This window comes from uncultured Sulfitobacter sp., from assembly GCF_947500075.1.
GTDB lineage: Bacteria > Pseudomonadota > Alphaproteobacteria > Rhodobacterales > Rhodobacteraceae > Sulfitobacter.
Genome location: NZ_CANMQS010000003.1, coordinates 222,021 through 243,273, shown reverse-complemented (window position 1 = coordinate 243,273; position 21,253 = coordinate 222,021). Strand labels below are relative to the sequence as shown.

Below are 21,253 nucleotides of genomic sequence, written 5' to 3'. Positions count from 1 at the left end.
TTGGCGGGACAAAGCTGCCGGTTGCTGCAATCCCACCAATGGCTGCCTTCGCCTGGACTTGACCTCAATTCATCCGGAAAAACTCCCTAAATCCAACATATTGTCGAGCTTTACTTAAGACTTCTGTAGTCGCACTCGTGCAAGTTGCCCCGAACCCAACTTGCTTGGATAGCACCTAAGATGCCCACCGTTACGACATCAACATTGTTCTACATCGGAAATTTTGCCGATATGGATACCAATGAATCTGATAATGATAACGAGAATCCCGGGGTCGTACTGGGCCTTCATGACACTTTGTCGCTGGTCGATGTTACCAACCATGACCAAAATGATAACGGCATGATGCATGACAACGATACAGCGAACAATTCCCCTGATTTTATCAGCTATGATACAGGCAGCGGACCAGTCAGTGCCGCAGTAGATTCCACTTCGGTCTATAATGCGGTGGTCACCTTGGGTGACGGGTCAACGTTGAACATACAGGTGATCGTCGTGCAGTCCGCGAATGGAGATGTGTTTTTCGCAGATTTTACCACCGAACTCGACAATTCGAATGTGCAATCCATCAATCTGACCAGCCTTCAGAACTCTAATTATTCCGGCTATCTTCCCAGCATGACTGTCCAGAATGCATCGGTTGTCTGTTTCGTTCAGGGCACCTTGATCGCAACGCCGGACGGTGAGGTGCCGGTTGAAACGCTCAAACCCGGCGATCTGGTGACTACGCTGGATCACGGGCCACAGGAAATCACATGGGTCAATGCCGTGACGAGCCTGAACCCTGGTCACAATGCGCCGATCATACTTCCTGCGGGAAGTCTGGGGAATGGGTTGCCAAAAACACCGCTGCGCGTCTCGCCACAGCACCGCATAATGCTGCGCTCCAGGATCGCAAACCGGATGTTTGGAAGCGACGAAGTTCTGCTCCCTGCAAAATTCTTGCAGAGCGTCCATGGGATCATACAGGTCTTGCGTTTTTTGCCCGTCACCTACCACCATTTTGCCTGCCGCCGACATGAGATCGTATTTGCAAATGGCGCTGAGGTAGAGAGCTTTTTCCCCGGTCCAGAGGCGCTCAAGACACTCTCGGACAAGGCAAGGTCAACTCTGCCCGTTGACATCCATCAGACCTTGCCCGCCCGGCCATTTGTGCGTGGCAAGGCGGCACAGAAATTGCTTTGGCGTCATGCAAGGAACGAGCTTCCACTTTGCGAAAACCATTCCATGGCCTGATGATATGCGCTGCTGGCATGTGCGCTGATTGCAGCATCCGGTAACATGGAGCCCTTCCTGCTATCCACTGCATTGCAAATCGAATGCCGCAAAACGGGCAGCGGTTCATTGGCGTCAGCCTTCAAACCTCTCCGCGTTCCGCCGCCAGCCTGATCTGCTTCTGCCGCTCGCGGAACCGCGCCTTGTCTTCATCCGACGTGCGTTCAAAACACTTGTGGCAGGACACGCCCTGCTCATACTCGGGGAGGTCCATATCCTCTGGCAGGATCGGCTGGCGGCAGCCGTGGCACAAGAGGTGCGGGCCTTCGCGCAGCCCGTGGCCGACGCTGACGCGGGCGTCGAAGACGAAACAATCGCCCTGCCATGTGCTGTCTTCCTTTGGCACCTCTTCGAGGTACTTCAGGATGCCGCCCTTGAGGTGGAAGACATCCTCCACCCCCTGACCGAGCAGGTAGTTGGTGGATTTCTCACACCGGATGCCACCGGTGCAGAACATGGCGATCTTCTTGTTGTGGAAGCGGTCCTTGTTCGCCTCCCACCACGCGGGAAACTCACCGAAGCTGGCGGTATGCGGGTCGATGGCGCCGTCGAAGGTGCCGATTTCGACCTCGTAATCGTTGCGGGTGTCGATCACGGCCACATCGGGCCGGGCGATCAGATCGTTCCAGTCCGCGGGGGCGACGTAGTGGCCGGTGCCTGCAAGCGGGTCGACATCGGGCTGGCCCATGGTGACGATTTCGCGCTTGAGGCGGACTTTCATGCGGTGGAAGGGCGGGGTGTCGGACGTGGCCTCCTTCCATTCGAGGGCGGCGCAGCCGGGCAGGGCGCGCAGGTGCGCGATCACGGCGTCAATGCCGCTGCGGCTGCCTGCGATGGTGCCGTTCACGCCTTCCTGCGCCAAGAGCAGCGTGCCTTTGACGCCCTGTTGCTGGCACAGGTCCAGCAACGGCGGTTTGAGCGCGATGGGATCGTCGAAACGGGTGAAGTGGTAGAGGGCAGCGATGGTATACATGGAAGGCGACATAGGATGGCGGAGGCCGGGTGCGCAAGAGGGGGCTTTCGCGTTTGCGGTCAGCGGCGGATTTGAGTTTACTGGCCAAATGAAGCCGGGGCCGGGTGCGCCCCTTTGAAGGAGACTGGCGATGCAGGCGTTGATCGTAATTGATGTGCAGAATGATTTCTGTCCCGGCGGCGCGTTGGCGGTGCCGGGCGGGGATGAGATTGTAGCGGGGATCAACGCGCTGATGGCGGACGCCGATGCGGTGATCCTGACGCAGGATTGGCACCCGGCGGGGCATGCGTCCTTTGCCGCGTCCCATACGGGACACAGCCCCTATGATCTGATCGAGATGCCTTACGGGCCGCAGGTGCTGTGGCCGGATCATTGTGTGCAGGGCACGCAGGGGGCGGCGTTCCACGCCGGGCTGGAGGCGGACCGGGCGGATCTGATCATCCGCAAGGGATACCGGCCCGCCATCGACAGCTATTCGGCGTTTTTCGAGAATGATCACCAGACGCCGACGGGGTTGGAGGGATATCTGCGCACGCGGGGCATCACGCGGCTGACCTGCGTGGGATTGGCGCTGGATTTCTGTGTGCAGTATTCGGCGGTGGACGCGGCCCGGCTGGGCTTTGGCGTGGACGTGCGGCAGGATCTGTGCCGGGCGATTGATATGGATGGGTCGCTGGATGCGGCGAAGGTGCGGATGGGGGAAGCGGGGGTTGGGTTGGTTTAGAAGCCTTCAAACACCACTTTGCCGTTCGCGACGACTCCCCTGATCCGTTTGACGCCCTTGGCCTGCTTCGCGCGGTCGCCGAAGCGGTCGTTGGAGACGATGGGCAGGCCTTCGGTGCGGGCGTATTTGATCAGGAATTCATCCGCTTCGGTCCCGGCGGGACAGATGGTGATTTGATGCGCCTTCAGGCCCAGCGCGCGGGCGAACCCTTTGGCGTTGAGGTCTTTGTCGTTCAGGTGATGCCGGGTTGAGGCATCGAGAAAGACGATCGGCTCCAGCTTGCGTTTGACGAGGGCGTCCACTGCAAGGCGCAGGCTGTGCAGGGAGGGGCTGCCGTCCCAGTACATGACATTGGTGCCATCCACGACGATGCGGTTGGGGTTGGATTTGGCGGCGGATGTTGAGGAAGCGGGCCGGGTGGTCCAGAACGGGCGCGCGCACCAGAGTGCGGCAAGGACGAGCACCAGCGCGCCGACCCAGTAAAGCGCTGTTTCCGCAGTGGGCGGTGTGCCGGACCAGAGCCAGCCTGCCAATACAACCGTGCCGCCCAGTGTGACCCAGCGCGCCCAGACAAGGCAGGTCACATATCCCAAAAACGCCAAACCGCAGCCCAATACCACAAGCACATCATAATCGGTCATTCGGCTTCCTTTTGCGCGTCAGGGCCGTGCTGCGCTTTGGTCTTGCCCCGGTGGGCCAGTCTTTGCCACAAGGGTGCGGCTGAATTAAGGAATGCCCCATGGTCGATATCGCCGCCCGCGTCTGGAACCACAAGTGGAAGATCGACCCGATTGTGCGGTCTCTGATCGACACGGATTTCTATAAGCTGTTGATGTGTCAGTCTATTTTTCGCAACAAGCCGGACACGCAGGTGACCTTCAGCCTGATCAACCGCTCCACCCATGTGCCCCTGGCGAAGTTGATTGATGAGGGCGAATTGCGCGAGCAGCTGGATCATGTGCGCTCGCTCAGCCTCAGCCGGGGGGAATCGACCTGGCTGCGGGGGAACACGTTCTATGGCAAGCGGCAGATGTTCCGGCCCGATTTCATGGAGTGGTTCGAAGGCCTGCGCCTGCCGCCCTACCATCTAGAGCGGAAGGGCGATCAGTATGAGCTGACGTTCGAGGGCAAGTGGCATGAAGTCATGCTGTGGGAGATCCCTGCACTGGCCATCCTGATGGAGCTGCGCGGCCGCGCGGTGCTGGACCGGATGGGCAAGTTCGAATTGCAGGTGCTCTATGCGCGCGCGATGACGCGGGTCTGGGAGAAGGTTGAAGCGCTGCGCGATTTGCCGGACCTGTCGATTGCGGATTTCGGCACCCGGCGGCGGCATTCGTTTTTATGGCAGGACTGGTGCGTGCAGGCGATGAACGAAGGCCTGCGCGGCGGGTTTACCGGCACCTCCAATTGCAAGATCGCGATGAACCGCGAGGTGGAGGCGATTGGCACCAACGCCCATGAACTGCCGATGGTCTATGCGGCCTTGGCGGAGGATGACGCGGCTTTGGCGCAGGCGCCCTATGACGTGTTGGAGGACTGGCACGAGGAACATGAAGGCAATCTGCGGATCATCCTGCCGGATACCTATGGCACCAAGGGGTTTCTGGACAATGCGCCTGATTGGCTGGCCGGGTGGACGGGCATCCGGGTGGATTCAGGCGATCCGGCCACAGCGGCGAACATCGCCATCGACTGGTGGCGGGCGCGGGGAGAGGACCCGACGGAAAAGCGCGTGATCTTCAGCGACGGGCTGGACGTGAACAAGATCCGCGACCTGCATGAGGCTTTTGCGGGAAAGGTGAAGACCTCCTTCGGGTGGGGCACGCTGCTGACCAATGATTTCCGCGGGCTGGTGCCGGAGGATGCTTTGGCGCCGTTCTCCCTGGTGTGCAAAGCGGTAGAGGCGAATGGCCGTGCGACGGTGAAACTGTCGGATAATCCCCGGAAGGCGATGGGGCCGGAGGATCAGATCACGCGGTACAAGCGGGTGTTTGGTGTGGGGGAACAGGTGGCAGAGGAAGTGGTGGTTTGAGGGGGGCTAGTCCTGTGACTGAACCACCATATCGGGACGGTTGGAGAACAGATCAACCAGTCGCGTGTTGATGTAGTAGTTTTCCCGTCCAATCTTGATTTTGTCGACCAGACCACCCCGTGCCAAAGAATCCAGATGTCGGGCAGCGGTCTGTCGCCCGACGCCGGTTTCGGAAATCACATAGTCCAGCTTTGTGTAGGGATGGCGGAACAGGGTGTTGAGCAGCTCATGCGAGTAGATCTTGGCGTGTTCGCGACGCAGGTTTTGTTTGTATTCGATCAGGAGCGCGTTAATGCCTTGTAGCAGTTTGGTCGTCTCATCTGCGGTCGCGGTGACTCCGTTGATCATATAGAGCAGCCATTCCTCCCACGTCTGGGTGTCCCGGACCTGCTGGAGCAGGCGGTAATAGTCTGACTTGCTTTGGGTGATGTAACGGCTGAGGTAGAGGATCGGAATGTCCAGCAGCCCCTGCTGAACAAGATAGAGGACGTTCAGGATACGTCCAATCCTGCCGTTGCCATCGGGAAAGGGGTGAATGCTCTCGAATTGATGATGGATGACAGCCATTTTTATCAGGGGGTCCCAGTCGCTGAGCGCCGGTGTGTTTATGAATTTCTCCAGCGCCGACATGTGTCTTTCTATATCGACAGTGGATTGTGGCGGGACATAAACCACGTCTTGTGTGGTCTCGTTTTTCAGGACGGTTCCGGGCCCTGATCGAAAGCTGCCGTCGACCTGTTTGAGTTCTTTGAAAATGGCGATGATCGTGTTGGCTGTCAGCAGTCCGTCGGACGTGACCAGACCCTGATGCCCAACCGAAAGGGACGCCCTGTAACGGGCGACCTCCTTTTGATTTGGGGAGAGCGCCTGAATCTTCCTTGGGTCAATTCGAAACAATTCGTCCTGCGTTGTGACGTAGCTTTCTATCTCTGACGAGGCTTGGGCTTCCTGAAGTGTAAGCGTGTCGATCAGGATGGCTTGATTGGGCACACGGGCTGCTTCGCGCCGGAGGCTGGAGAGGGCCCTTGTTGCGGTCAGGCATGCTTTGAGGACCGGTTTGGTTTCGATCTCCTGATCGAGGGGCAGATCAGGAATGTCGTAGGTGCATTTGAGCATGGGGACCAACGTGATTCAATTATCAGGCTTTTGCGACACGTTATGAAAACGTGTTACAAAAATCGTAAAATTACAACACGTTTTTGAGAAAGCTGGTCGCTTTAGCCCACCAACCCCGCCATTTTCGCAAAGGGATCGCGCCCCGCTTCCTTGTGCCATTCATATTCGGTGCCGCGTGCGATCCGGTCGGCCATCTCCATCCCGAAGAGGTCGGCCATCACGGCCAGCGCCATGTCCATGCCAGCGGAGACGCCGGAGGAGGTGTAGAATTTGCCGTCCACCACCCAGCGCGCTTCCTTGACCCAATCGACGTTGGGGGCGAGCGGGACGGTGGCGGTGAAATCCATCTTGTTTGTCGTCGCCCGGCGACCATCGAGGACGCCGGTCATGCCCAGAAGGACCGTGCCGGTGCAGACCGCCATCACCCGTTCGGCGTTGGCGCTGACGGTGCGGATCCAATCCATCAGGGCGGGGTCCTTTGCGGCTTCCAGCGCGGTGTCGCCGCCGGGGATGAGCAGCAGGTCGTAGTGGTCCGTCTCTGAAATGGCGCGGTCGGGGAGGATCCGCTGGCCGTGCACGCTGGTGACGGGATCAAGGGTCCGGGCGACGGTGAATAGCTGCGTTTCCTGCCCATATCCGCCCAGCATTTCGATGGGGCCGAAGTAGTCGAGCGTTTCAAAGCCGGGGAAGACGAGGGCGGCGAGGGTTTTCATGAGGGTGTCCTAACGGGGGATCAGAGGTCAGCGCAGGCGGCGTGCGCTTTGGTAAAGCGCTCGGTCGAGGCGGGGAATTTGGCAAGCATCGCGGCAGGCCGGATGGGGCGGCGGATCAGCTCTCCGCCGCAGTTGGGGCAGGTGTTGTCGAAGCGTGTTTCTGCGCAGTCTTTGCAGAAGGTGCATTCAAAAGAGCAGCTGCGCGCCGCGGTGCTGTCGGGCGGCAAATCGACATCACAGCATTCGCAATTGGGTTTGAGGATCAGCATCGGTTTTCCTTTGTGACTGGCGTTGAAGGCACCATAGCTGCTATGGCTGTGGCATGAATGACAAGATACCCTCTTTTTACGCCAATGCCTCGACCGGGAAACCGCAGGAGGCGGCAGACAAGAAGAATGTGCTGTTTGTGGTTTACCCAAACATCGTGTTGCTGGACCTTGTCGGGCCGTTGCAGGTGTTCACCCAAGCGCAGTGGAATGCCCCCGATGGCCCGCCGTATCAGACCTTTGTGGCGTCCTTTGCGGGAGGACGCACCAAAACCAACACGATTGTGGAGATCGACAGCGACCCGCTGGGCGATTGGCAGACGGTGCACCGGCACCGGCCGATCCATACGCTGATTGTCATTGGCGGCGATGGCGCCGGGCCTGCATCGGGGAACCCGGCGTTTGTGGATCTGCTGCGCCATCTGGCGCGGCGCGCGAAACGGGTGTGTTCGGTATGCTCGGGCGCGTTGATCCTGGCAGAGGCGGGGCTGCTGGACGGGCGGCGGGCCGTGACCCATTGGGAGGATTGCGATCATCTGGCGGAGACCTATCCGGCGGTCGATGTGGAGGTTGATCCGATCTACATCAAGGACGGGAAATACTGGACCTCTGCCGGGATCACGGCGGGCATCGACATGGCGCTGGCGATCATCGAAGAGGATCTGGGCAAGGCGGCGGCGATGGAGATGGCGCGGTCGCTGGTCACGCCAATGGTCCGCTCCGGCGGGCAGTCGCAGTTCAGCGGGGCGCTGGACCGGCAGACGCGCGACACCGGGGAGCGGTTTGGCGCCCTGCATGACTGGATCGCGGACAACATGCAGGCGCGCATTTCGGTCGAGGACATGGCGCGGGAATGCGGGATGAGCCCGCGCAATTTCTCAAGGCGGTACACGGAGACGATGGGCGTTCCCCCGGCAAAGGCGGTCGAAGTGCTGCGGGTGGATGCGGCGCGGGAACTGCTGGCGACGACGGATCAGCCCATCAAATCGGTCGCTGCCGCTTGCGGGTTTCTGGACGACGAGCGGATGCGGCGGGCCTTTTTGCGCAACATCAACACCACCCCCTCGGCGTACCGCAAGCAGTTTCAGGTCTCCTGAACGCCCGCGCTCCGCGCTGCGGCCTTGAGCCGCCGCTCCCGCCAGATGATGAGCAACCCGCCTGCGATGATCAGCAGCGCACCGGGGAACAGTTCATTCCAGGGGGCCTCATCAAAGAACACCCAGCCCAGCACAAAGGCGATGGGAATGCCGAAATAGTTGAACGGCGCCAGATCGCTTTGTTCAGCCATGCGGAAGGCGGTGATCAGCACCAGCACCGCGCAGCCCCCCAGCGTGCCCATGGCCGCGATCCAAAAAAGGTCAGTGGGGGCGGTGATGGGCGAGAAACCGGTGGTCGCAAGGGTGAGGATCAGCGCGCCAAGGGCGGCGACGGCGGAGGAATAGAGGTTGATCAGCGCCGTGGGCACATCGCTGTCAATCAGGCGGGAGGTGACGCCAATGAGCGCGTAGCAGAACGCGGCCACCAGCGGCAGCAGGGCGGCAGGCGTGAAGGTATCGCGCCCCGGTCCGGTCACGAGGATCACGCCGACAAAGCCTACCAGCACCGCCATCCAGCGCACGCGGCCCACCTTTTCACCCAGAAGCGGCACGGCGAGGGCGACCATGAACAGCGCGTTGGCGTAGGTGATCGTGGCCGCTGTGGCAAAGCTGAGGATGCCCAGCGAGAGATAGAAGAAATACTGCGCGAAGGTCAGCACCACTCCGCGCGCCAGCCCCAGACGCCATTGGCGCATCCCAAGTTGGCGGCCCTTTGCGTGCCAGTCGGCTGAGCGCCAGAGCACGATGAAACTGGGGATGAGGCCCACGACATTGCGGTAGGCAGACAGTTCAGCCGCGCCATATCGGGGGGTAAGGTGTTTGATGATCAGGCCCATGCCATCAAAGAGGGTAATTGCCAGCAACAGATAGAGAATCGCCAGGGTCGTTGGGCTGAAGGGCATCTGCGCTCCGGATGGGGAAGGCCCGGTCGGATGATCGGCCTGTCATTGATCTATGCACGGAAATGGCAAACTAGGCCAGCGATAGCGCGTTTCCAGCCCGCACTGCGTCGCAAATCAACCTTGTGCTGCGCAGGGCAAAGTGCGACAAAGTCGGGGCTTGGTGTTCCCATCAGCGCCCCGGCTTTGGGGTGTGGAACCTAACAGGGAATTTCGTGCAGGCCGCAAGGCCCCAATCGGAAGCCGCCCCCGCGACTGTAAGCGGAGAGCCTGCGCCCAAATTGCCACTTGACCACACGCGGTCAGGGAAGGCGGGCAAAGGCATCGACCCGTGAGCCAGGAGACCTGCCAGGCGCCTGAAACTGTACAATGCCGTCGGGTGTGACGGTGAGGAGACCAAAGATGACAACACTGACCAAGACACGCGCACTGTCGCGCAGCCGCTTTGCCCCCGCTCTGTTTGCAGCGATTCTGGGTGTGGCGGTGATCTCCCTGACCGGGCACGTTCAGGCAGCAGCGCTGCATGATGCGGCACATGATGTGCGTCACGCCACGGGATTTCCCTGCCACTAACGGCCTGGAATTTCTGCGGGTGAGGGGGGCGCTGTCAGCATAGGCAGCCTTCGGCATCGGCGCATCCTGCGCCACTGATACCATCCCCCAGAGCGCCCTACATCATCATCTTCCGCCTTTCACGCGCTGCCGGACCCCGGTGGCGCGCCTTGTTGTGGCGGTGTTTCACATTTGATCGGCCCGGACGCTTTCTGCGCGGGCCATGCGAGGAGATAGACAATGACCTCTCGTTTTCTGATTTCTGCCCTGTTTGCCGGCGCCTGCGCCGGGGTGATTGCCGCATTGCTGCAATATGTGTTTGTCCAACCGGTGCTGCTGCATGCGGAATTGTATGAAGGCGGGGAGCTGGTGCATTTTGGCGCAGAGCCTGTGTCTGCCCATCCCGAGTTGCCCGGTTTTGATGCTGTCCGCGACGGTTTGTCGATTGTGTTCACCATGCTGATCTACACCGGCTACGCGCTGATGATGGTTGCCGCCATGGGGCTGGCAGAGGAGCGCGGCGCGCAGATCAACGCGCGCACAGGCATCGTCTGGGGCGTGGCGGGTTTTGTCGCCTTCCATCTGGCCCCCGGATTTACCCTTGCCCCCGAAGTGCCCGGTGTGGCCGCCGCAGACGTGGGCGCGCGGCAGATCTGGTGGTTTGCCACCGTGGGCACGGCGGCTGTTGCGATGTGGCTGGTCGCCTTTGGTCAGAACTGGATGGCCTGGGGCATTGCCGCGATCCTGCTGGCCGCACCGCATGTGATTGGCGCACCGGAGCCGGACACCTTCACCGGCCCTGTCCCGACCGAGATTGCAGCCCTTTATGCCGCGCGCGCGCTGGGCGTCGGGCTGGCGGCCTGGGTGCTGCTGGGCATGTTTGCCGGGTATTTCTGGCAGCGTGAAGGTGTGCATGAAGCCGCCGCCGCCAAGGCGTGAGGGGCTGAGCGATGGACCGGACACTCGGGCTCTTCATCATCGGCCTTGTTTTCGGGGGCGGCATCGGGTTTGCCCTTGCCGCTGCCAATGGCGTGACCTTTGACGGCCACGATCACAGCGATCCCGCGCAGCATGGCGCGGGCATGGATCACGCCGCGATGGGCCATGGCAACGGGGATCATGCCATGATGCACGACACGCCGTTGGAGGTCACAGGCGTGCCAGCGCCGACGCTTGCCATCATGGTCAGCGCCGATCCCATGGCCGGCTACAATCTGCATGTGATGGTCGAAAATTTCGCCTTCTCCCCGCAGAACGCCAGTGGCGCGGATGTCCCCGGAGAGGGTCATGCACATGTCTATGTGAATGGTGAAAAACTGGGGCGGCTTTATGGGGCGTGGTATCACATTGACGCGCTGCCCAAGGGCGCGCACACGGTCGCGGTCACACTGAACAGCAACAATCACCAGCCCCTGTCCGTGGATGGCGTGCTGGTTGAAGCCAGTACCAAGGTGGTCGTCGAATGAGCACAACTTTGTATGTTTGCACCACCTGCAAGGCGGATGAGGTGCACGAGGATGACAGCCAGCGCCCCGGTGCCCGTCTGCACCGCGCATTGACCGCAGCAGGGGCACCGGAGGGTGTCGAGATTGTCGGTGTCGAGTGTCTGTCCGCCTGCAAGCAGGGTGCGGCGGTCGCTTTGTCCGAGCCGGGCAAATGGACCTATGTTTATGGCCGGCTGAGCGCTGACGATGTGCCTGACATCCTGCAAGGTGCGGCGGCCTACGCCGCCACCGACGATGGTCTTGTCACATGGCGCGAGCGCCCTGTGATCTTCCGCAAGCAGAGCCTTGCGCGTATCCCCCCTTTCACTTTGCCCAAGGAGCCTGCGGCATGAACGATCTGAGCAAAATCCCCGTCACGGTCATCACCGGTTTTCTGGGCGCGGGCAAAACCACGCTGATCCGGCATTTGATGAGCAATGCAGGCGGGCGCAAGCTGGCTGTGTTGGTCAATGAGTTTGGGACTGTGGGGGTGGATGGGGACATCCTCAAATCCTGCGCGATCCCGGATTGCCCGGCGGAGAATATTGTGGAACTGGCCAATGGCTGCATCTGTTGCACGGTGGCGGATGATTTCATCCCGACGATTGAAGCGCTGATGGATCTGCCGACGCGGCCTGATCATATCCTGATCGAGACCTCGGGGTTGGCACTGCCCAAGCCATTGTTGAAGGCGTTTGACTGGCCCGCGATCCGGTCCAAGATCACTGTGGATGGGGTGATTGCGCTTGCCGATGCGGAGGCTGTCGCCGCGGGGCGCTTTGCCGCGGATGAACATGCGGTCGATGAGCAGCGCAAGGCGGATGAGAGTCTGGACCACGAGACGCCGCTGTCTGAGGTGTTCGAGGATCAGATTTCCTGCGCGGATATTGTGTTGATGTCCAAGGCCGATCTTGCCGGGGAAGAAGGATTGGTGAGGGCGCGCGGCGTGATTGAGGCGGAAAGCCCCCGGTCGGTGCCGATCCTGCCGATGTCCGAAGGGGTGATTGATGTGAATGTGGTGCTGGGGCTGAATGCAGCAGCGGAGGATGATCTGGACGCGCGGCCCTCGCATCATGACGGCCATGACGATCACGAGCATGATGATTTCGAGACGATTGTGGTGCCGATGCCGGAGGTGGATGACGTGGACGCTTTGGTTGCGGCGATTGAGACCATGGCGCGGGAGCAGCATATCCTGCGGGTCAAAGGCTATGTCGCCGTGACGGGCAAGCCCATGCGCCTGCTGGTGCAGGCGGTTGGCGCGCGGGTGCGGCATCAGTTTGACCGGCCGTGGGGCGATACCCCGCGTCAGGGGCATCTGGTGGTGATTGCGGAGCATGATCACATCGACACCGCCGCAATCCGGGTCGCTTTGGGGGCCTGAGCAGATGCACGTCGTCTTTCGCGAAAGCCACGGGCTGGAGGATAACGAGGCACCGTTTGATCCGGGGCAAACGCCCGCTGATCTGGTGGTGCTGTCGTTCTCTGACAGTGATCTGGGCGCTTTCGCGGCGGGCTGGCATCGCGGTGGCGGCAAGGAGGGCAAGCTGCCGTCGTTGCGGTTGTGCAATCTGGTGGCGCTCAGGCATCCGGCGTCGGTGGACAACTATGTTGAGCAGACGCTGACGGGTGCGAAAGGCATTCTGATCCGGCTCATTGGCGGCGAGAATTACTGGCCTTACGGGATCATGCAGGTGCAGGATTTCGCACGGCGGCATGACATTGCTTTGGCAGTTCTGCCGGCGGATGGGCGCGAAGACCCGGCGTTGGATCAGCATTCGACCTTGCCGGTGTCCACGCTGCGGCGGTTGTCGCATTTGTGTGATGCGGGCGGCGCGGTGGCCGCTCAGGCGGCTTTGGCGCAGCTTGCCTTGGCGGCGGGGTTTTATGCAGGGCCGGTGACGGGCATGAAGACAGTGCCGACCTGTGGGTATTATGACCCTGACAAGGGCGTGATGTTGGATGCGGGAGCGGACGGGCCATGCGTGGCGGTGACGTTTTACCGGAGCTATTTGACGGCGGCTGATACCGCACCCGTGGATGCCTTGATCCGGCGGTTGCGGGCGCGTGGGTTTGCGGCTGTGGGTCTGTTCGTGCCCTCACTGAAAGCCGAAGCGGGCCGTGCGTTTCTGAACGAAGCACTCGCCCATCTCAAGCCTGCTGCGATCATCAATGCCACGGCGTTTTCGGGGCGCGGGGGCGATGGGGTGTCGCCTCTGGATGCGCCGGGCTGTCCGGTTTTTCAGGTGGCACTGTCCACCGCGCGGCGCCGCGAATGGGCCGAAGCGGAGCGGGGATTGTCGCCTGCGGACCTCGCTATGCACGTGGTGCTGCCGGAGGTGGACGGGCGGATTTTTACCGGTGTGGTGAGTTTCAAAGCGCCGGAGAAGAAAGACCCCGACCTGCAATTCTCCCGCTTTTCGCACCGTCCGGCGGCGGACCGGGTTGAGGCCGTGATTGACCGGGTCGAGGGATGGTACGCGCTGGGTCAGACGCCAGTGGCGGAACGGTCGCTGGCTTTGGTGCTGTCCACCTATCCGGGGCGTGCGGATCAGATGGCCCATGCGGTGGGGCTGGATGCGTTGGCTTCGGCGGAAGGGATGTTGGAGGCTCTTGGCGCAGCAGGATATGATGTGAGCAAGGCCGAGGGTCTGGCCGGAGCGCTGGCGTCTCAGACCGTGCCGTTTGATCTGGCGGCGTACCACGACATGCTGCGCAGGTTGCCGCAGGACATGCAGGACGATCTGCACACCGCATGGGGTGCAGCGGAGGACGATCCGCTGTGCGTGGAAGGCGCGTTTCAATTCCCTACGGTAGCGTATGGAAAAGCACTGGTAACCCTGCAACCCGAGCGTGGCAGCATTGATGCGCGCGACACCGACTATCACGATCTGGCCCGCATCCCCCGTCATTCCTATGTCGCGTTTTACCTGTGGCTGCGGGCGCAGGGCATCGACGCGATGGTGCATATTGGCGCGCATGGGACGCTGGAATGGCTGCCGGGCAAGGCGGTTGCCTTGTCTGGCGATTGCTGGCCCGAGGTGCTCACGGGTGCGATGCCGGTGATCTATCCGTTCATTGTCAACGATCCGGGTGAAGCGGCGCAGGCAAAACGGCGCATCGGCGCGCTGACACTCGGCCATCTGCCGCCGCCGTTGAAAGAGGGCGCAACGCCGGACGGGTTGGTGCGGCTGGAACGGCTGCTGGATGAATACTCCACTGCTGACGGGCTGGACCCGGCGCGGCGGGATCGGCTGATCGAGACGATCCGCGATGAGGCGCAAGCGGCGGGCGTGGAGGACGATCTGGGCCTGACGCCCGATGCCTGCCCGGCGGAGGCGATCACCCGGATTGACCGCTTTGTCTGCGACATCAAGGAAAGCCAGTATGGCGATGGCTTGCACATCTTCGGCGCGGGTGCGGGGGAGATGGACGGGCTGCTGCGTGCGCTGGAGGGCAAGCGGGTGGACGCGGGGCCAAGCGGGTCGCCCTATCGCGGGCGGACGGATGTGCTGCCGACGGGGCGGAACCTCTTTGCCGTTGATCCGCGCAGCGTTCCGACCCGCTCTGCCCATGCGCAGGGCGTGAAGCTGGCGGAGGAATTGATCCGGCGGCATTTGCAGGACGAAGGGGATTATCCGCGCGGGCTGGTGGTGGACCTTTGGGGGTCGGCCACGATGCGCACGGCGGGTGAAGAGATCGCCATGGCGCTGCATCTGGCGGGGTTGGCCCCGATCTGGGATGAAGGCAGCGAACGGGTGTCGGGCGTGGAGGTGGTGCCGCTGACGCTGTTGAACCGCCCGCGCATCGATGTGACGCTGCGGGTGTCGGGCCTGTTCCGCGATGTCTTCCCCGGATTGGCGCAACTGTTTGAGACGGGTGCGGCGGCGCTGGCTGAACGGGAAGAAGCGGCGGACATGAACCCCTACAAGACCCGGACACCGCGTGTCTTTGGGCCCAAGCCGGGGCTTTATGGGATGAACATGGAAGCCGCGATGCTGGATTACTCTGACGCAGGGCGTGCGGCGGCGGGGGAGGCGTGGTTGCGCGCCTCGGAATGGGCGATTGATGCGAAGGGTGAGGTGCATCAGGACCGCGCGGCGCTGGAAGCGCGGCTGGGGCAGACCGATGGCTTTGCCCATGTGCAGGACCTGATGGAAAGCGATGTTTTGCTGTCCTCGGATTATGCCAGCCACGAGGGCGGTTTTGCCGCTGCGATGGCGCATCTGGGAGCGGCGACACCGGCGCTTTACCATATCGACAGCGCCACACCGGACCGGCCACGGGCGCGGTCGATGGCGGAGGAGATCGCCCGTGTGGTGCGGGGGCGTGCAGCCAACCCCGATTGGGCCAGTGGCATGATGCGGCACGGGTTCCGAGGGGCGGCAGAGGTGGCGGCGACGCTGGATAATCTTGCGGCCTTTGCGCATCTGACACGGGACGTGCCGGGGCATCTGTTTGACCTCTATTTCGACGCGACACTGGGCCGGGCCGATCTGGTGGCGTTCATGGAGCGGGAGAACCCCGAAGCGCTGGCCGCAATGCGGGACCGGTTTGCGGCGGTCCGCGATGCGGGGCTTTGGGTGACGCGGCGCAATTCGATATTGTCCCAGATGGCGGCAGCGGAATGAACGCGCCGTTGGTCAAAGGGTACTGCCCCGGAGCGCTGCGCCCGATGATGTCGGGCGATGGTTTGGTGGTGCGGGTGCGCCCTTTTGGCGGGCGGCTGAGGCGTGCGCAGGCGGACGGGATTGCCACGCTGGCGGCGGCGCACGGGAACGGGCGGATTGATCTGTCAAGCCGGGGGAATGTGCAGATCCGGGGTGTGCGGGAAGATACCTTGGCGCCGCTGATCGAGGGATTGCGCGGTCTGGGTTTGCTTGATGACAGCGTGGAGGCTGAGGGACGGCGCAATGTTCTGGTGACACCGTTCTGGCGTGCCGGGGATGAGACCGAAACGCTGATGGCGGAACTGACCGATGCGCTGGTGGCGGTGGATGCGCCGGACCTGCCGGTGAAGTTTGGCTTTGCTGTGGACACGGGGCGCGTACCTGTTTTGCAGGGCGCGTCGGCGGACATTCGGCTGGAGCGGGATGCGGGCGGCGGCTTGATACTGGTGGCGGATGGCGCTGAGACGGGCAAGCTTGTGACTTCGGGTACCGCTGTGACCGAAGCGATTGCCCTGGCGGATTGGTTTGTGCAGCAACGCGGGTCGCACAAGCGGATGTCAAAGTTGCTGCGCTCCGGTGCGGCACTTCCAGCTGGGTTTATCGTGCCGCGCAATACGCAGGCGTATGTTCCGGTGCCGGGGCCGACGCCTCAAGGCATTATGGTCGGCCTCGCCTTTGGACAGATGCGTGTTGAGACCTTGTCGGGGATCGCGAAACATGGCGGATTGCGCATGACCCCCTGGCGCATGCTGCTGGTCGAGAACGCGCGGGACATTCCCGGCGTGGACGGTTTGATCACCGATCCGGACGATCCGCTGCTGTGGGTGGTGGCCTGCACCGGGGCACCTGATTGCACCCAAGGCCTCGCTGAAACGCGCCCGCTTGCGCGCAGCCTTGCGCCGCATGTGGCGCAGGGGCAAATGCTCCACGTCTCAGGCTGTGCGAAAGGCTGCGCGCATCCTCAAGCCACCCGCACCGTCACGGCGACCAAAGACGGCTTCGCCCTTGTTCATAACGGCAAGGCGGGCGATACGCCGGACCTGCGCATCACGTCCCCTCAAGACATTATCAAGGCCCTCTGAATGCCCCATACCTACATTACCGATGGCGCGGAGATCTACCGCCAGTCCTTTGCCACGATCCGATCTGAGGCCGCGCTGGCGCGGTTCACACCGGAAGAAGAGATCGTCGCTGTGCGGATGATCCATGCGGCGGGCATGGTGGGGTTGGAGGAGCATGTGCGGTTCTCTGACGGCATGGCGATTGCGGCAAGGGCGGCATTGGAGGACGGCGCGCCAATCCTGTGCGACGCCTATATGGTGAGCGAGGGGATCACCCGCAAACGGCTGCCGCGCGAGAATGAGGTGATCTGCACCCTGCGTGACCCCCGCGTGCCGGGGATGGCGGCTCAGATGGCGAACACACGCTCGGCGGCGGCGCTGGAGTTGTGGCGGCCCCATCTGGCGGGTGCCTTGGTGGCGATTGGCAACGCGCCGACGGCTTTGTTTCATTTGCTGAACATGCTGGAAGACCCCGATTGCCCGCGCCCGGCGGCGATTATCGGGTGTCCTGTTGGGTTCATTGGGGCGGCGGAGAGCAAGGATGCGCTGATGCAGGATCTGCCTGTGCCGTCGATGATCGTGCAGGGGCGGCTGGGCGGATCGGCCATCACGGTGGCGGCGGTGAATGCGCTGGCGAGCAGGGTTGAATGACATGGGCAAGGTGATCTGCGCAGGACTGGGGCCCGGTGATCCGGAGTTGATGAGCGTGAAGTCCGACCGGGTGATCCGGGCGGCGCGGCATCTGGCGTTTTTCCGCAAGAAGGGGCGCGCGGGGCAGGCGCGGAGTATCGTCAAGGACATGCTGCGGGACGACGTGGTGGAGTATCCGATGGAGTATCCGGTCACGACCGAGCTGCGCTTTGACAGTCCGGAATATCGTCAGCTGATGGTCGATTTCTATGCGGAATGGGCGGACAGGCTGGCCGATCTGGCGACACGGGAAGACGTGGTTGTGCTCTGCGAGGGCGATCCGTTTTTCTATGGCTCGTTCATGCACCTGCACACGCGGTTGCAGGGGCGGGCGGAGGTTGAGGTGCTGCCCGCTATCCCCGGTATGGTGGGGTGCTGGAACGCGTTGGATACGCCGTTCACCTGGGGTGATGACGTGGTCACGGTGCTGATGGGCACCTTGCCGGAGGCGGATCTGGTGGATCATATGACGCGCGCCGATGCGCTGGTGGTGATGAAGACAGGGCGCAACCTGCCTGCGGTGAAACGGGCATTGGCGCAGGCGGGGCGTTTGGATGACGCCTGGCTGGTGGAGAAAGGGACGATGCCCGGAGAGCGGATCGTGAAACTGGCGGAGACGGGTGAGGACGACTGCCCTTATTTCGCGATTGTGCTGGTCCACGGACAGGGCCGCAGGCCGGAGGCGTCGGAATGAGCGGTTGGATTGCCGTTGCGGGCCTCGGGCCGGGGGATGACGCGATGGTCACGCCTCAGGTTCGGGATGTGCTGGCGCAGGCGACGGATGTGATCGGGTATATTCCCTATGTGGCGCGGGTGGCCCCTCGGGAGGGGTTGACCCTGCATCCGACTGACAACCGGGTGGAGTTGGACCGGGCGCTGCATGCGTTGCAATTGGCGGCTTCGGGCGCGCGAGTTGTGATTGTCTCGTCCGGTGATCCGGGGGTTTTTGCGATGGCGTCGGCCTTGTTCGAAGCGGTTGAGGCGCATCCGGAGTATATCGAGACGGAGATTTCTGTGCTGCCGGGGATCACGGCGATGCTGGCGGCAGCGGCAGCAGCAGGCGCGCCTCTGGGGCATGATTTCTGCGCGATCAATCTGAGTGACAACCTCAAGCCATGGGAAATGGTGGAGAAGCGTTTGCGGCTGGCGGCGCAGGCGGATTTTGCCATGGCGTTTTACAACCCCCGCTCCAAATCCCGGCCGCATCAGTTTGGGCGGACGCTGGAGATCTTGCGCGAGGAGCAGGGGCCGGATGTGCTGATCACCTTCGCGCGGGCGGTCAGTACGAAGGACGAGGTTTTGAAAACGGTGACATTGGGCGAAGCCACGCCGGAGATGGCGGATATGAGGACGGTTGTCCTCGTCGGAAATTCCGCCACGCGGCGGGTGGGGCGGTATGTCTATACGCCCCGGTCAGCCTCGTGAGTGAGCCAGTGCATCACCTCCTCGGCAGTGCCGGCGGTATGCGCTTTTGGCAGGGCGGGGCGGTCCGCAAGGATCACCGTGAGGCCCAACGCGCGCGCGGCGGTCAGCTTGGCCTGCGCACCGATGCCGCCAGCATTCTTGGCAATGATGTGGGTGATGTTGTGCTTCTGAAGCAGCGCCGTGTCGCCCGCCACGTCGAAGGGACCACGGGCCAGCGTGACGGTGTGGTGCGGCAGCGGGATCGGAGCCTCGGGCGGGTCGACAAGACGAAGCACATAGTGGTGCTGGGGCTTGGCCGCGAAGAGGTCGAGTTGCTGTTTGCCGATGGCGAGGAAGACATTTGTGGGGCTATCGGGCAGCGCTGCGGGGAGGTCCTCCATGCGCGGGACGGTTTGCCATGTGTCGCCGGGTTGCACAGCCCATGGGGGGCGTTCGAGGCGGATGAGCGGGATATCAAGGGCCTGCGTTGCGGCATGGGCATTGCGGCTCATCTGGGCGGCGAAAGGGTGCGTGGCGTCGATGACGCGGGTGATGGCGTGGTCGGTCAGATAGGTTTGCAACCCCGCGATGCCGCCGAAGCCGCCGATGCGCAGGGGCAGCGGTTGATCCACGGGCGTGGCCGTGCGTCCCGCGTAGGAGAAGGTTGCGTTCAGACCCGCATCAGCGAGGGCGCGGGCCATCTGGCTCGCCTCGGTCGTGCCGCCGAGCAGGAGGATATGCGTCATGTCTGAGCCTTGGCTGACCATCGTTGGAATGCCGGACGATAGCCTGTCTGCTTTGCCGCCCGCAAGCATCGCCGCGATCGAGGCCGCAGAGGTGATTTTCGGCGGGCCACGGCATTTGGACCGGGTCGGCGCGGGGACGCGAGGGCAGGCGTGGCCAGTGCCGTTTTCAGTGGCGCCGGTGTTGGCGGCGCGGGGCAAGCGGGTTGTTGTGCTGGCGTCAGGTGATCCGTTCTGGTTCGGCGTGGGTGGCAGTTTGGCAGCTGTGTTGCAGCCCTCGGAGTGGTCGGTTTTTGCAGCACCCTCGACGTTCTCGCTTGTGGCGGCGGCGCTGGGCTGGCGGTTGGAAGAGGTGACATGTCACGGGCTGCATGCGGCGCCCTTTGCGCAGTTGCGCGGGGTGCTGGCGCCGAAGGGGCGGATGATCTGTTTGGTGCGGGACGGGGATGCGCCGGCTGCTTTGGCGGCTTGGTTGACGGGGCAGGGTGCGAGTGCAGCGCGGTTGACGGTCTGTGAGGCCATGGGCGGTGTGCGGCAGCGGATCCGGGAAACTGGGGCGGAGGCGTTTGATCTCGAGGATGTCGCAGCACCTGTGGCGGTGGCTGTTCAATTGCCGGATGGTGTGGGCCATACGCAGGCGTCTGGTTTGCCGGATGAGATGTTTGCCAGTGACGGCCAGATCACCAAGCGGCCCGTGCGGGCCTTGACGCTGAGCGCGCTTGCCCCCCGTGCGGGGGAGCTGCTGTGGGACATTGGCGCGGGGTCTGGTTCGGTCTCGGTCGAGTGGTGTCTGGCAGGCGGGCGTGCGCTGGCGTTTGAACAGCACGCCGCGCGGGTGGCGAACATCGCGCGGAACATTGAGGATTTCGGGCTGGGCCACCGGATGGAGGTCAGGCAGGGCGATGCGGCGGTCAGCATCCCGGACGCACCCCTGCCGGATGCGGTGTTTATCGGCGGCGGTGGCTCGCAAGACTTGCTGGATCAGCTTTACGCGGTGCTGCCAGTTGGCACGCGGCTCGTCGCGAATGGGGTGACGTTGGAGACTGAAGCGCTCCTCGCCCTTGCGCAGAAGGAACGCGGGGGTGCGCTGCTGAGGATCGAACTGGCGCAGGCGGCACCTTTGGGCGGGATGCGCGGATGGCAGCCGAGCCGCCCGGTGGTGCAGTGGAGTGTTGTGCTGTGAGGGTCGTCGGGTTCGGGTTTCGCGGCAGTGCGGATATGGCGTCGTTGCAGGATGCGCTGACGCGGGTTCTGGATCAGGCGGGCGGCAGCATTGACGCCATTGTGACGGAGAGCGGCAAATCCCGCGCCGCCGCTTTTCGCGATCTGGCGCAGGCGTTGAAACTGCCGGGGCTGGGGATCAAGGCGGAGGATCTGGCGCAGATGATCACGCCGACGCAGTCGGAGCGGGTGATCGACAAGTTTGGCACGGGATCGCTGTGTGAAGCGGCGGCATTGGCGGCGGCAGGGCCGCAGGCGCGGCTGGTTGCAGGGCGTGTGGTCTCAGGCGATGGTAAAGCCACCGCCGCATTGGCGGAGAGTTGAGGGATT

Annotated in this window: 23 protein-coding genes and 1 riboswitch; of the genes, 16 read left to right on the top strand and 7 right to left on the bottom strand. The window is 62.6% G+C overall.

Translation table 11 applies throughout. The features are described 5' to 3' along the window. Window positions 1–180 precede the first annotated feature (180 nt). Complete coding sequence (locus tag Q1A91_RS11070) at window positions 181–1,239, top strand: Hint domain-containing protein (protein ID WP_299876767.1); 1,059 nt, start codon at window positions 181–183, stop codon at window positions 1,237–1,239. A 121-nt stretch (window positions 1,240–1,360) separates the two neighbouring features. Here the strand turns inward: Q1A91_RS11070 and Q1A91_RS11065 are convergent, their stop codons facing one another. Further along, window positions 1,361–2,251, bottom strand: coding sequence for a rhodanese-related sulfurtransferase (locus tag Q1A91_RS11065; RefSeq protein ID WP_299876764.1), 891 nt, complete (start codon window positions 2,249–2,251; stop codon window positions 1,361–1,363). Window positions 2,252–2,381: 130 nt separating this feature from the next. Between Q1A91_RS11065 and pncA the strand changes: the two genes are divergently transcribed. Then, the gene (gene pncA, locus Q1A91_RS11060; RefSeq protein ID WP_299876761.1) at window positions 2,382–2,975 is read left to right on the top strand and encodes a bifunctional nicotinamidase/pyrazinamidase; all 594 of its coding nucleotides are present in this window, start codon (window positions 2,382–2,384) and stop codon (window positions 2,973–2,975) included. Here pncA and Q1A91_RS11055 read toward each other — a convergent pair. Then, window positions 2,972–3,616, bottom strand: coding sequence for a hypothetical protein (locus Q1A91_RS11055; protein WP_299876758.1), 645 nt, complete (start codon window positions 3,614–3,616; stop codon window positions 2,972–2,974). The genes pncA and Q1A91_RS11055 overlap by 4 nt on opposite strands. Window positions 3,617–3,714: 98 nt before the next feature. On the opposite strand from Q1A91_RS11055, the gene pncB reads away from it, so the two are divergent. Then, the gene (gene pncB / locus Q1A91_RS11050) at window positions 3,715–5,007 is read left to right on the top strand and encodes a nicotinate phosphoribosyltransferase (protein ID WP_299876756.1); all 1,293 of its coding nucleotides are present in this window, start codon (window positions 3,715–3,717) and stop codon (window positions 5,005–5,007) included. 6 nt (window positions 5,008–5,013) lie between these two features. On the opposite strand, the gene Q1A91_RS11045 is transcribed toward pncB, so the two are convergent. The 3 genes from Q1A91_RS11045 to Q1A91_RS11035 all read right to left on the bottom strand — a co-directional run bounded on the left by Q1A91_RS11045 (window position 5,014) and on the right by Q1A91_RS11035 (window position 7,105). Then, window positions 5,014–6,123: a Fic/DOC family N-terminal domain-containing protein gene (locus Q1A91_RS11045; protein WP_299876752.1), complete on the bottom strand. Its 1,110-nt coding sequence runs from the start codon at window positions 6,121–6,123 to the stop codon at window positions 5,014–5,016. Window positions 6,124–6,224: 101 nt separating this feature from the next. Continuing rightward, a complete protein-coding gene (locus Q1A91_RS11040; RefSeq protein ID WP_299876749.1) occupies window positions 6,225–6,836 on the bottom strand; it encodes a DJ-1/PfpI family protein in 612 nt (203 codons plus the stop codon). A 20-nt stretch (window positions 6,837–6,856) separates the two neighbouring features. Next, entirely contained in the window at window positions 6,857–7,105 is a 249-nt protein-coding gene (locus tag Q1A91_RS11035) for a DUF1272 domain-containing protein (protein ID WP_299876746.1), read from the bottom strand. Window positions 7,106–7,158: 53 nt separating this feature from the next. On the opposite strand from Q1A91_RS11035, the gene Q1A91_RS11030 reads away from it, so the two are divergent. Further along, complete coding sequence (locus Q1A91_RS11030) at window positions 7,159–8,199, top strand: GlxA family transcriptional regulator (RefSeq protein ID WP_299876743.1); 1,041 nt, start codon at window positions 7,159–7,161, stop codon at window positions 8,197–8,199. On the opposite strand, the gene Q1A91_RS11025 is transcribed toward Q1A91_RS11030, so the two are convergent. Continuing rightward, window positions 8,187–9,101, bottom strand: coding sequence for a DMT family transporter (locus Q1A91_RS11025; protein WP_299876740.1), 915 nt, complete (start codon window positions 9,099–9,101; stop codon window positions 8,187–8,189). The genes Q1A91_RS11030 and Q1A91_RS11025 overlap by 13 nt on opposite strands. A 141-nt stretch (window positions 9,102–9,242) precedes the next feature. Then, a riboswitch (cobalamin riboswitch) is annotated at window positions 9,243–9,466 on the top strand. Window positions 9,467–9,500: 34 nt separating this feature from the next. Here Q1A91_RS11025 and Q1A91_RS11020 point away from each other — a divergent pair. The 10 genes from Q1A91_RS11020 (at window position 9,501) to cobJ (ending at window position 18,980) form a co-directional block, all read left to right on the top strand. Then, the gene (locus tag Q1A91_RS11020) at window positions 9,501–9,671 is read left to right on the top strand and encodes a CbtB-domain containing protein (RefSeq protein ID WP_299876737.1); all 171 of its coding nucleotides are present in this window, start codon (window positions 9,501–9,503) and stop codon (window positions 9,669–9,671) included. Between the two features lie 219 nt (window positions 9,672–9,890). Continuing rightward, on the top strand, window positions 9,891–10,589 hold the full coding sequence (locus tag Q1A91_RS11015) for a CbtA family protein (RefSeq protein ID WP_299876734.1): 699 nt from the start codon (window positions 9,891–9,893) through the stop codon (window positions 10,587–10,589). Between the two features lie 11 nt (window positions 10,590–10,600). After that, window positions 10,601–11,116 (top strand): hypothetical protein, encoded by a 516-nt coding sequence (locus Q1A91_RS11010; RefSeq protein ID WP_299876732.1) that lies wholly within the window; start codon window positions 10,601–10,603, stop codon window positions 11,114–11,116. Then, window positions 11,113–11,487 carry a DUF1636 domain-containing protein gene (locus Q1A91_RS11005; RefSeq protein ID WP_299876729.1) on the top strand — a complete coding sequence of 125 codons (375 nt, stop codon included), beginning with the start codon at window positions 11,113–11,115 and terminating at the stop codon, window positions 11,485–11,487. Before Q1A91_RS11010 ends, Q1A91_RS11005 begins: the two co-directional genes overlap by 4 nt. Further along, a complete protein-coding gene (gene cobW / locus Q1A91_RS11000; protein ID WP_299876727.1) occupies window positions 11,484–12,518 on the top strand; it encodes a cobalamin biosynthesis protein CobW in 1,035 nt (344 codons plus the stop codon). Before Q1A91_RS11005 ends, cobW begins: the two co-directional genes overlap by 4 nt. 4 nt (window positions 12,519–12,522) lie before the next feature. Then, entirely contained in the window at window positions 12,523–15,765 is a 3,243-nt protein-coding gene (gene cobN, locus Q1A91_RS10995; protein WP_299877733.1) for a cobaltochelatase subunit CobN, read from the top strand. Then, window positions 15,762–16,886, top strand: a complete 1,125-nt coding sequence (locus Q1A91_RS10990) for a precorrin-3B synthase (protein WP_299876725.1) — start codon at window positions 15,762–15,764, stop codon at window positions 16,884–16,886. The genes cobN and Q1A91_RS10990 overlap by 4 nt, the downstream gene beginning before the upstream one ends. Beyond that, complete coding sequence (locus Q1A91_RS10985; RefSeq protein WP_299876723.1) at window positions 16,887–17,516, top strand: precorrin-8X methylmutase; 630 nt, start codon at window positions 16,887–16,889, stop codon at window positions 17,514–17,516. 1 nt (window position 17,517) lies between these two features. After that, window positions 17,518–18,249: a precorrin-2 C(20)-methyltransferase gene (cobI, locus tag Q1A91_RS10980; RefSeq protein WP_299877730.1), complete on the top strand. Its 732-nt coding sequence runs from the start codon at window positions 17,518–17,520 to the stop codon at window positions 18,247–18,249. Next, entirely contained in the window at window positions 18,246–18,980 is a 735-nt protein-coding gene (gene cobJ / locus Q1A91_RS10975) for a precorrin-3B C(17)-methyltransferase (RefSeq protein ID WP_299876720.1), read from the top strand. The genes cobI and cobJ overlap by 4 nt, the downstream gene beginning before the upstream one ends. On the opposite strand, the gene Q1A91_RS10970 is transcribed toward cobJ, so the two are convergent. Next, the gene (locus Q1A91_RS10970) at window positions 18,956–19,705 is read right to left on the bottom strand and encodes a cobalt-precorrin-6A reductase (protein WP_299876717.1); all 750 of its coding nucleotides are present in this window, start codon (window positions 19,703–19,705) and stop codon (window positions 18,956–18,958) included. The genes cobJ and Q1A91_RS10970 overlap by 25 nt on opposite strands. Here Q1A91_RS10970 and cbiE point away from each other — a divergent pair. Both cbiE and Q1A91_RS10960 read left to right on the top strand, forming a co-directional pair. Continuing rightward, on the top strand, window positions 19,704–20,885 hold the full coding sequence (gene cbiE, locus Q1A91_RS10965) for a precorrin-6y C5,15-methyltransferase (decarboxylating) subunit CbiE (RefSeq protein ID WP_299876714.1): 1,182 nt from the start codon (window positions 19,704–19,706) through the stop codon (window positions 20,883–20,885). The two genes, Q1A91_RS10970 and cbiE, sit on opposite strands and share 2 nt — an antisense overlap. Further along, entirely contained in the window at window positions 20,840–21,247 is a 408-nt protein-coding gene (locus tag Q1A91_RS10960) for a cobalamin biosynthesis protein (RefSeq protein WP_299876711.1), read from the top strand. Before cbiE ends, Q1A91_RS10960 begins: the two co-directional genes overlap by 46 nt. The last annotated feature ends 6 nt before the right edge of the window (window positions 21,248–21,253 follow it).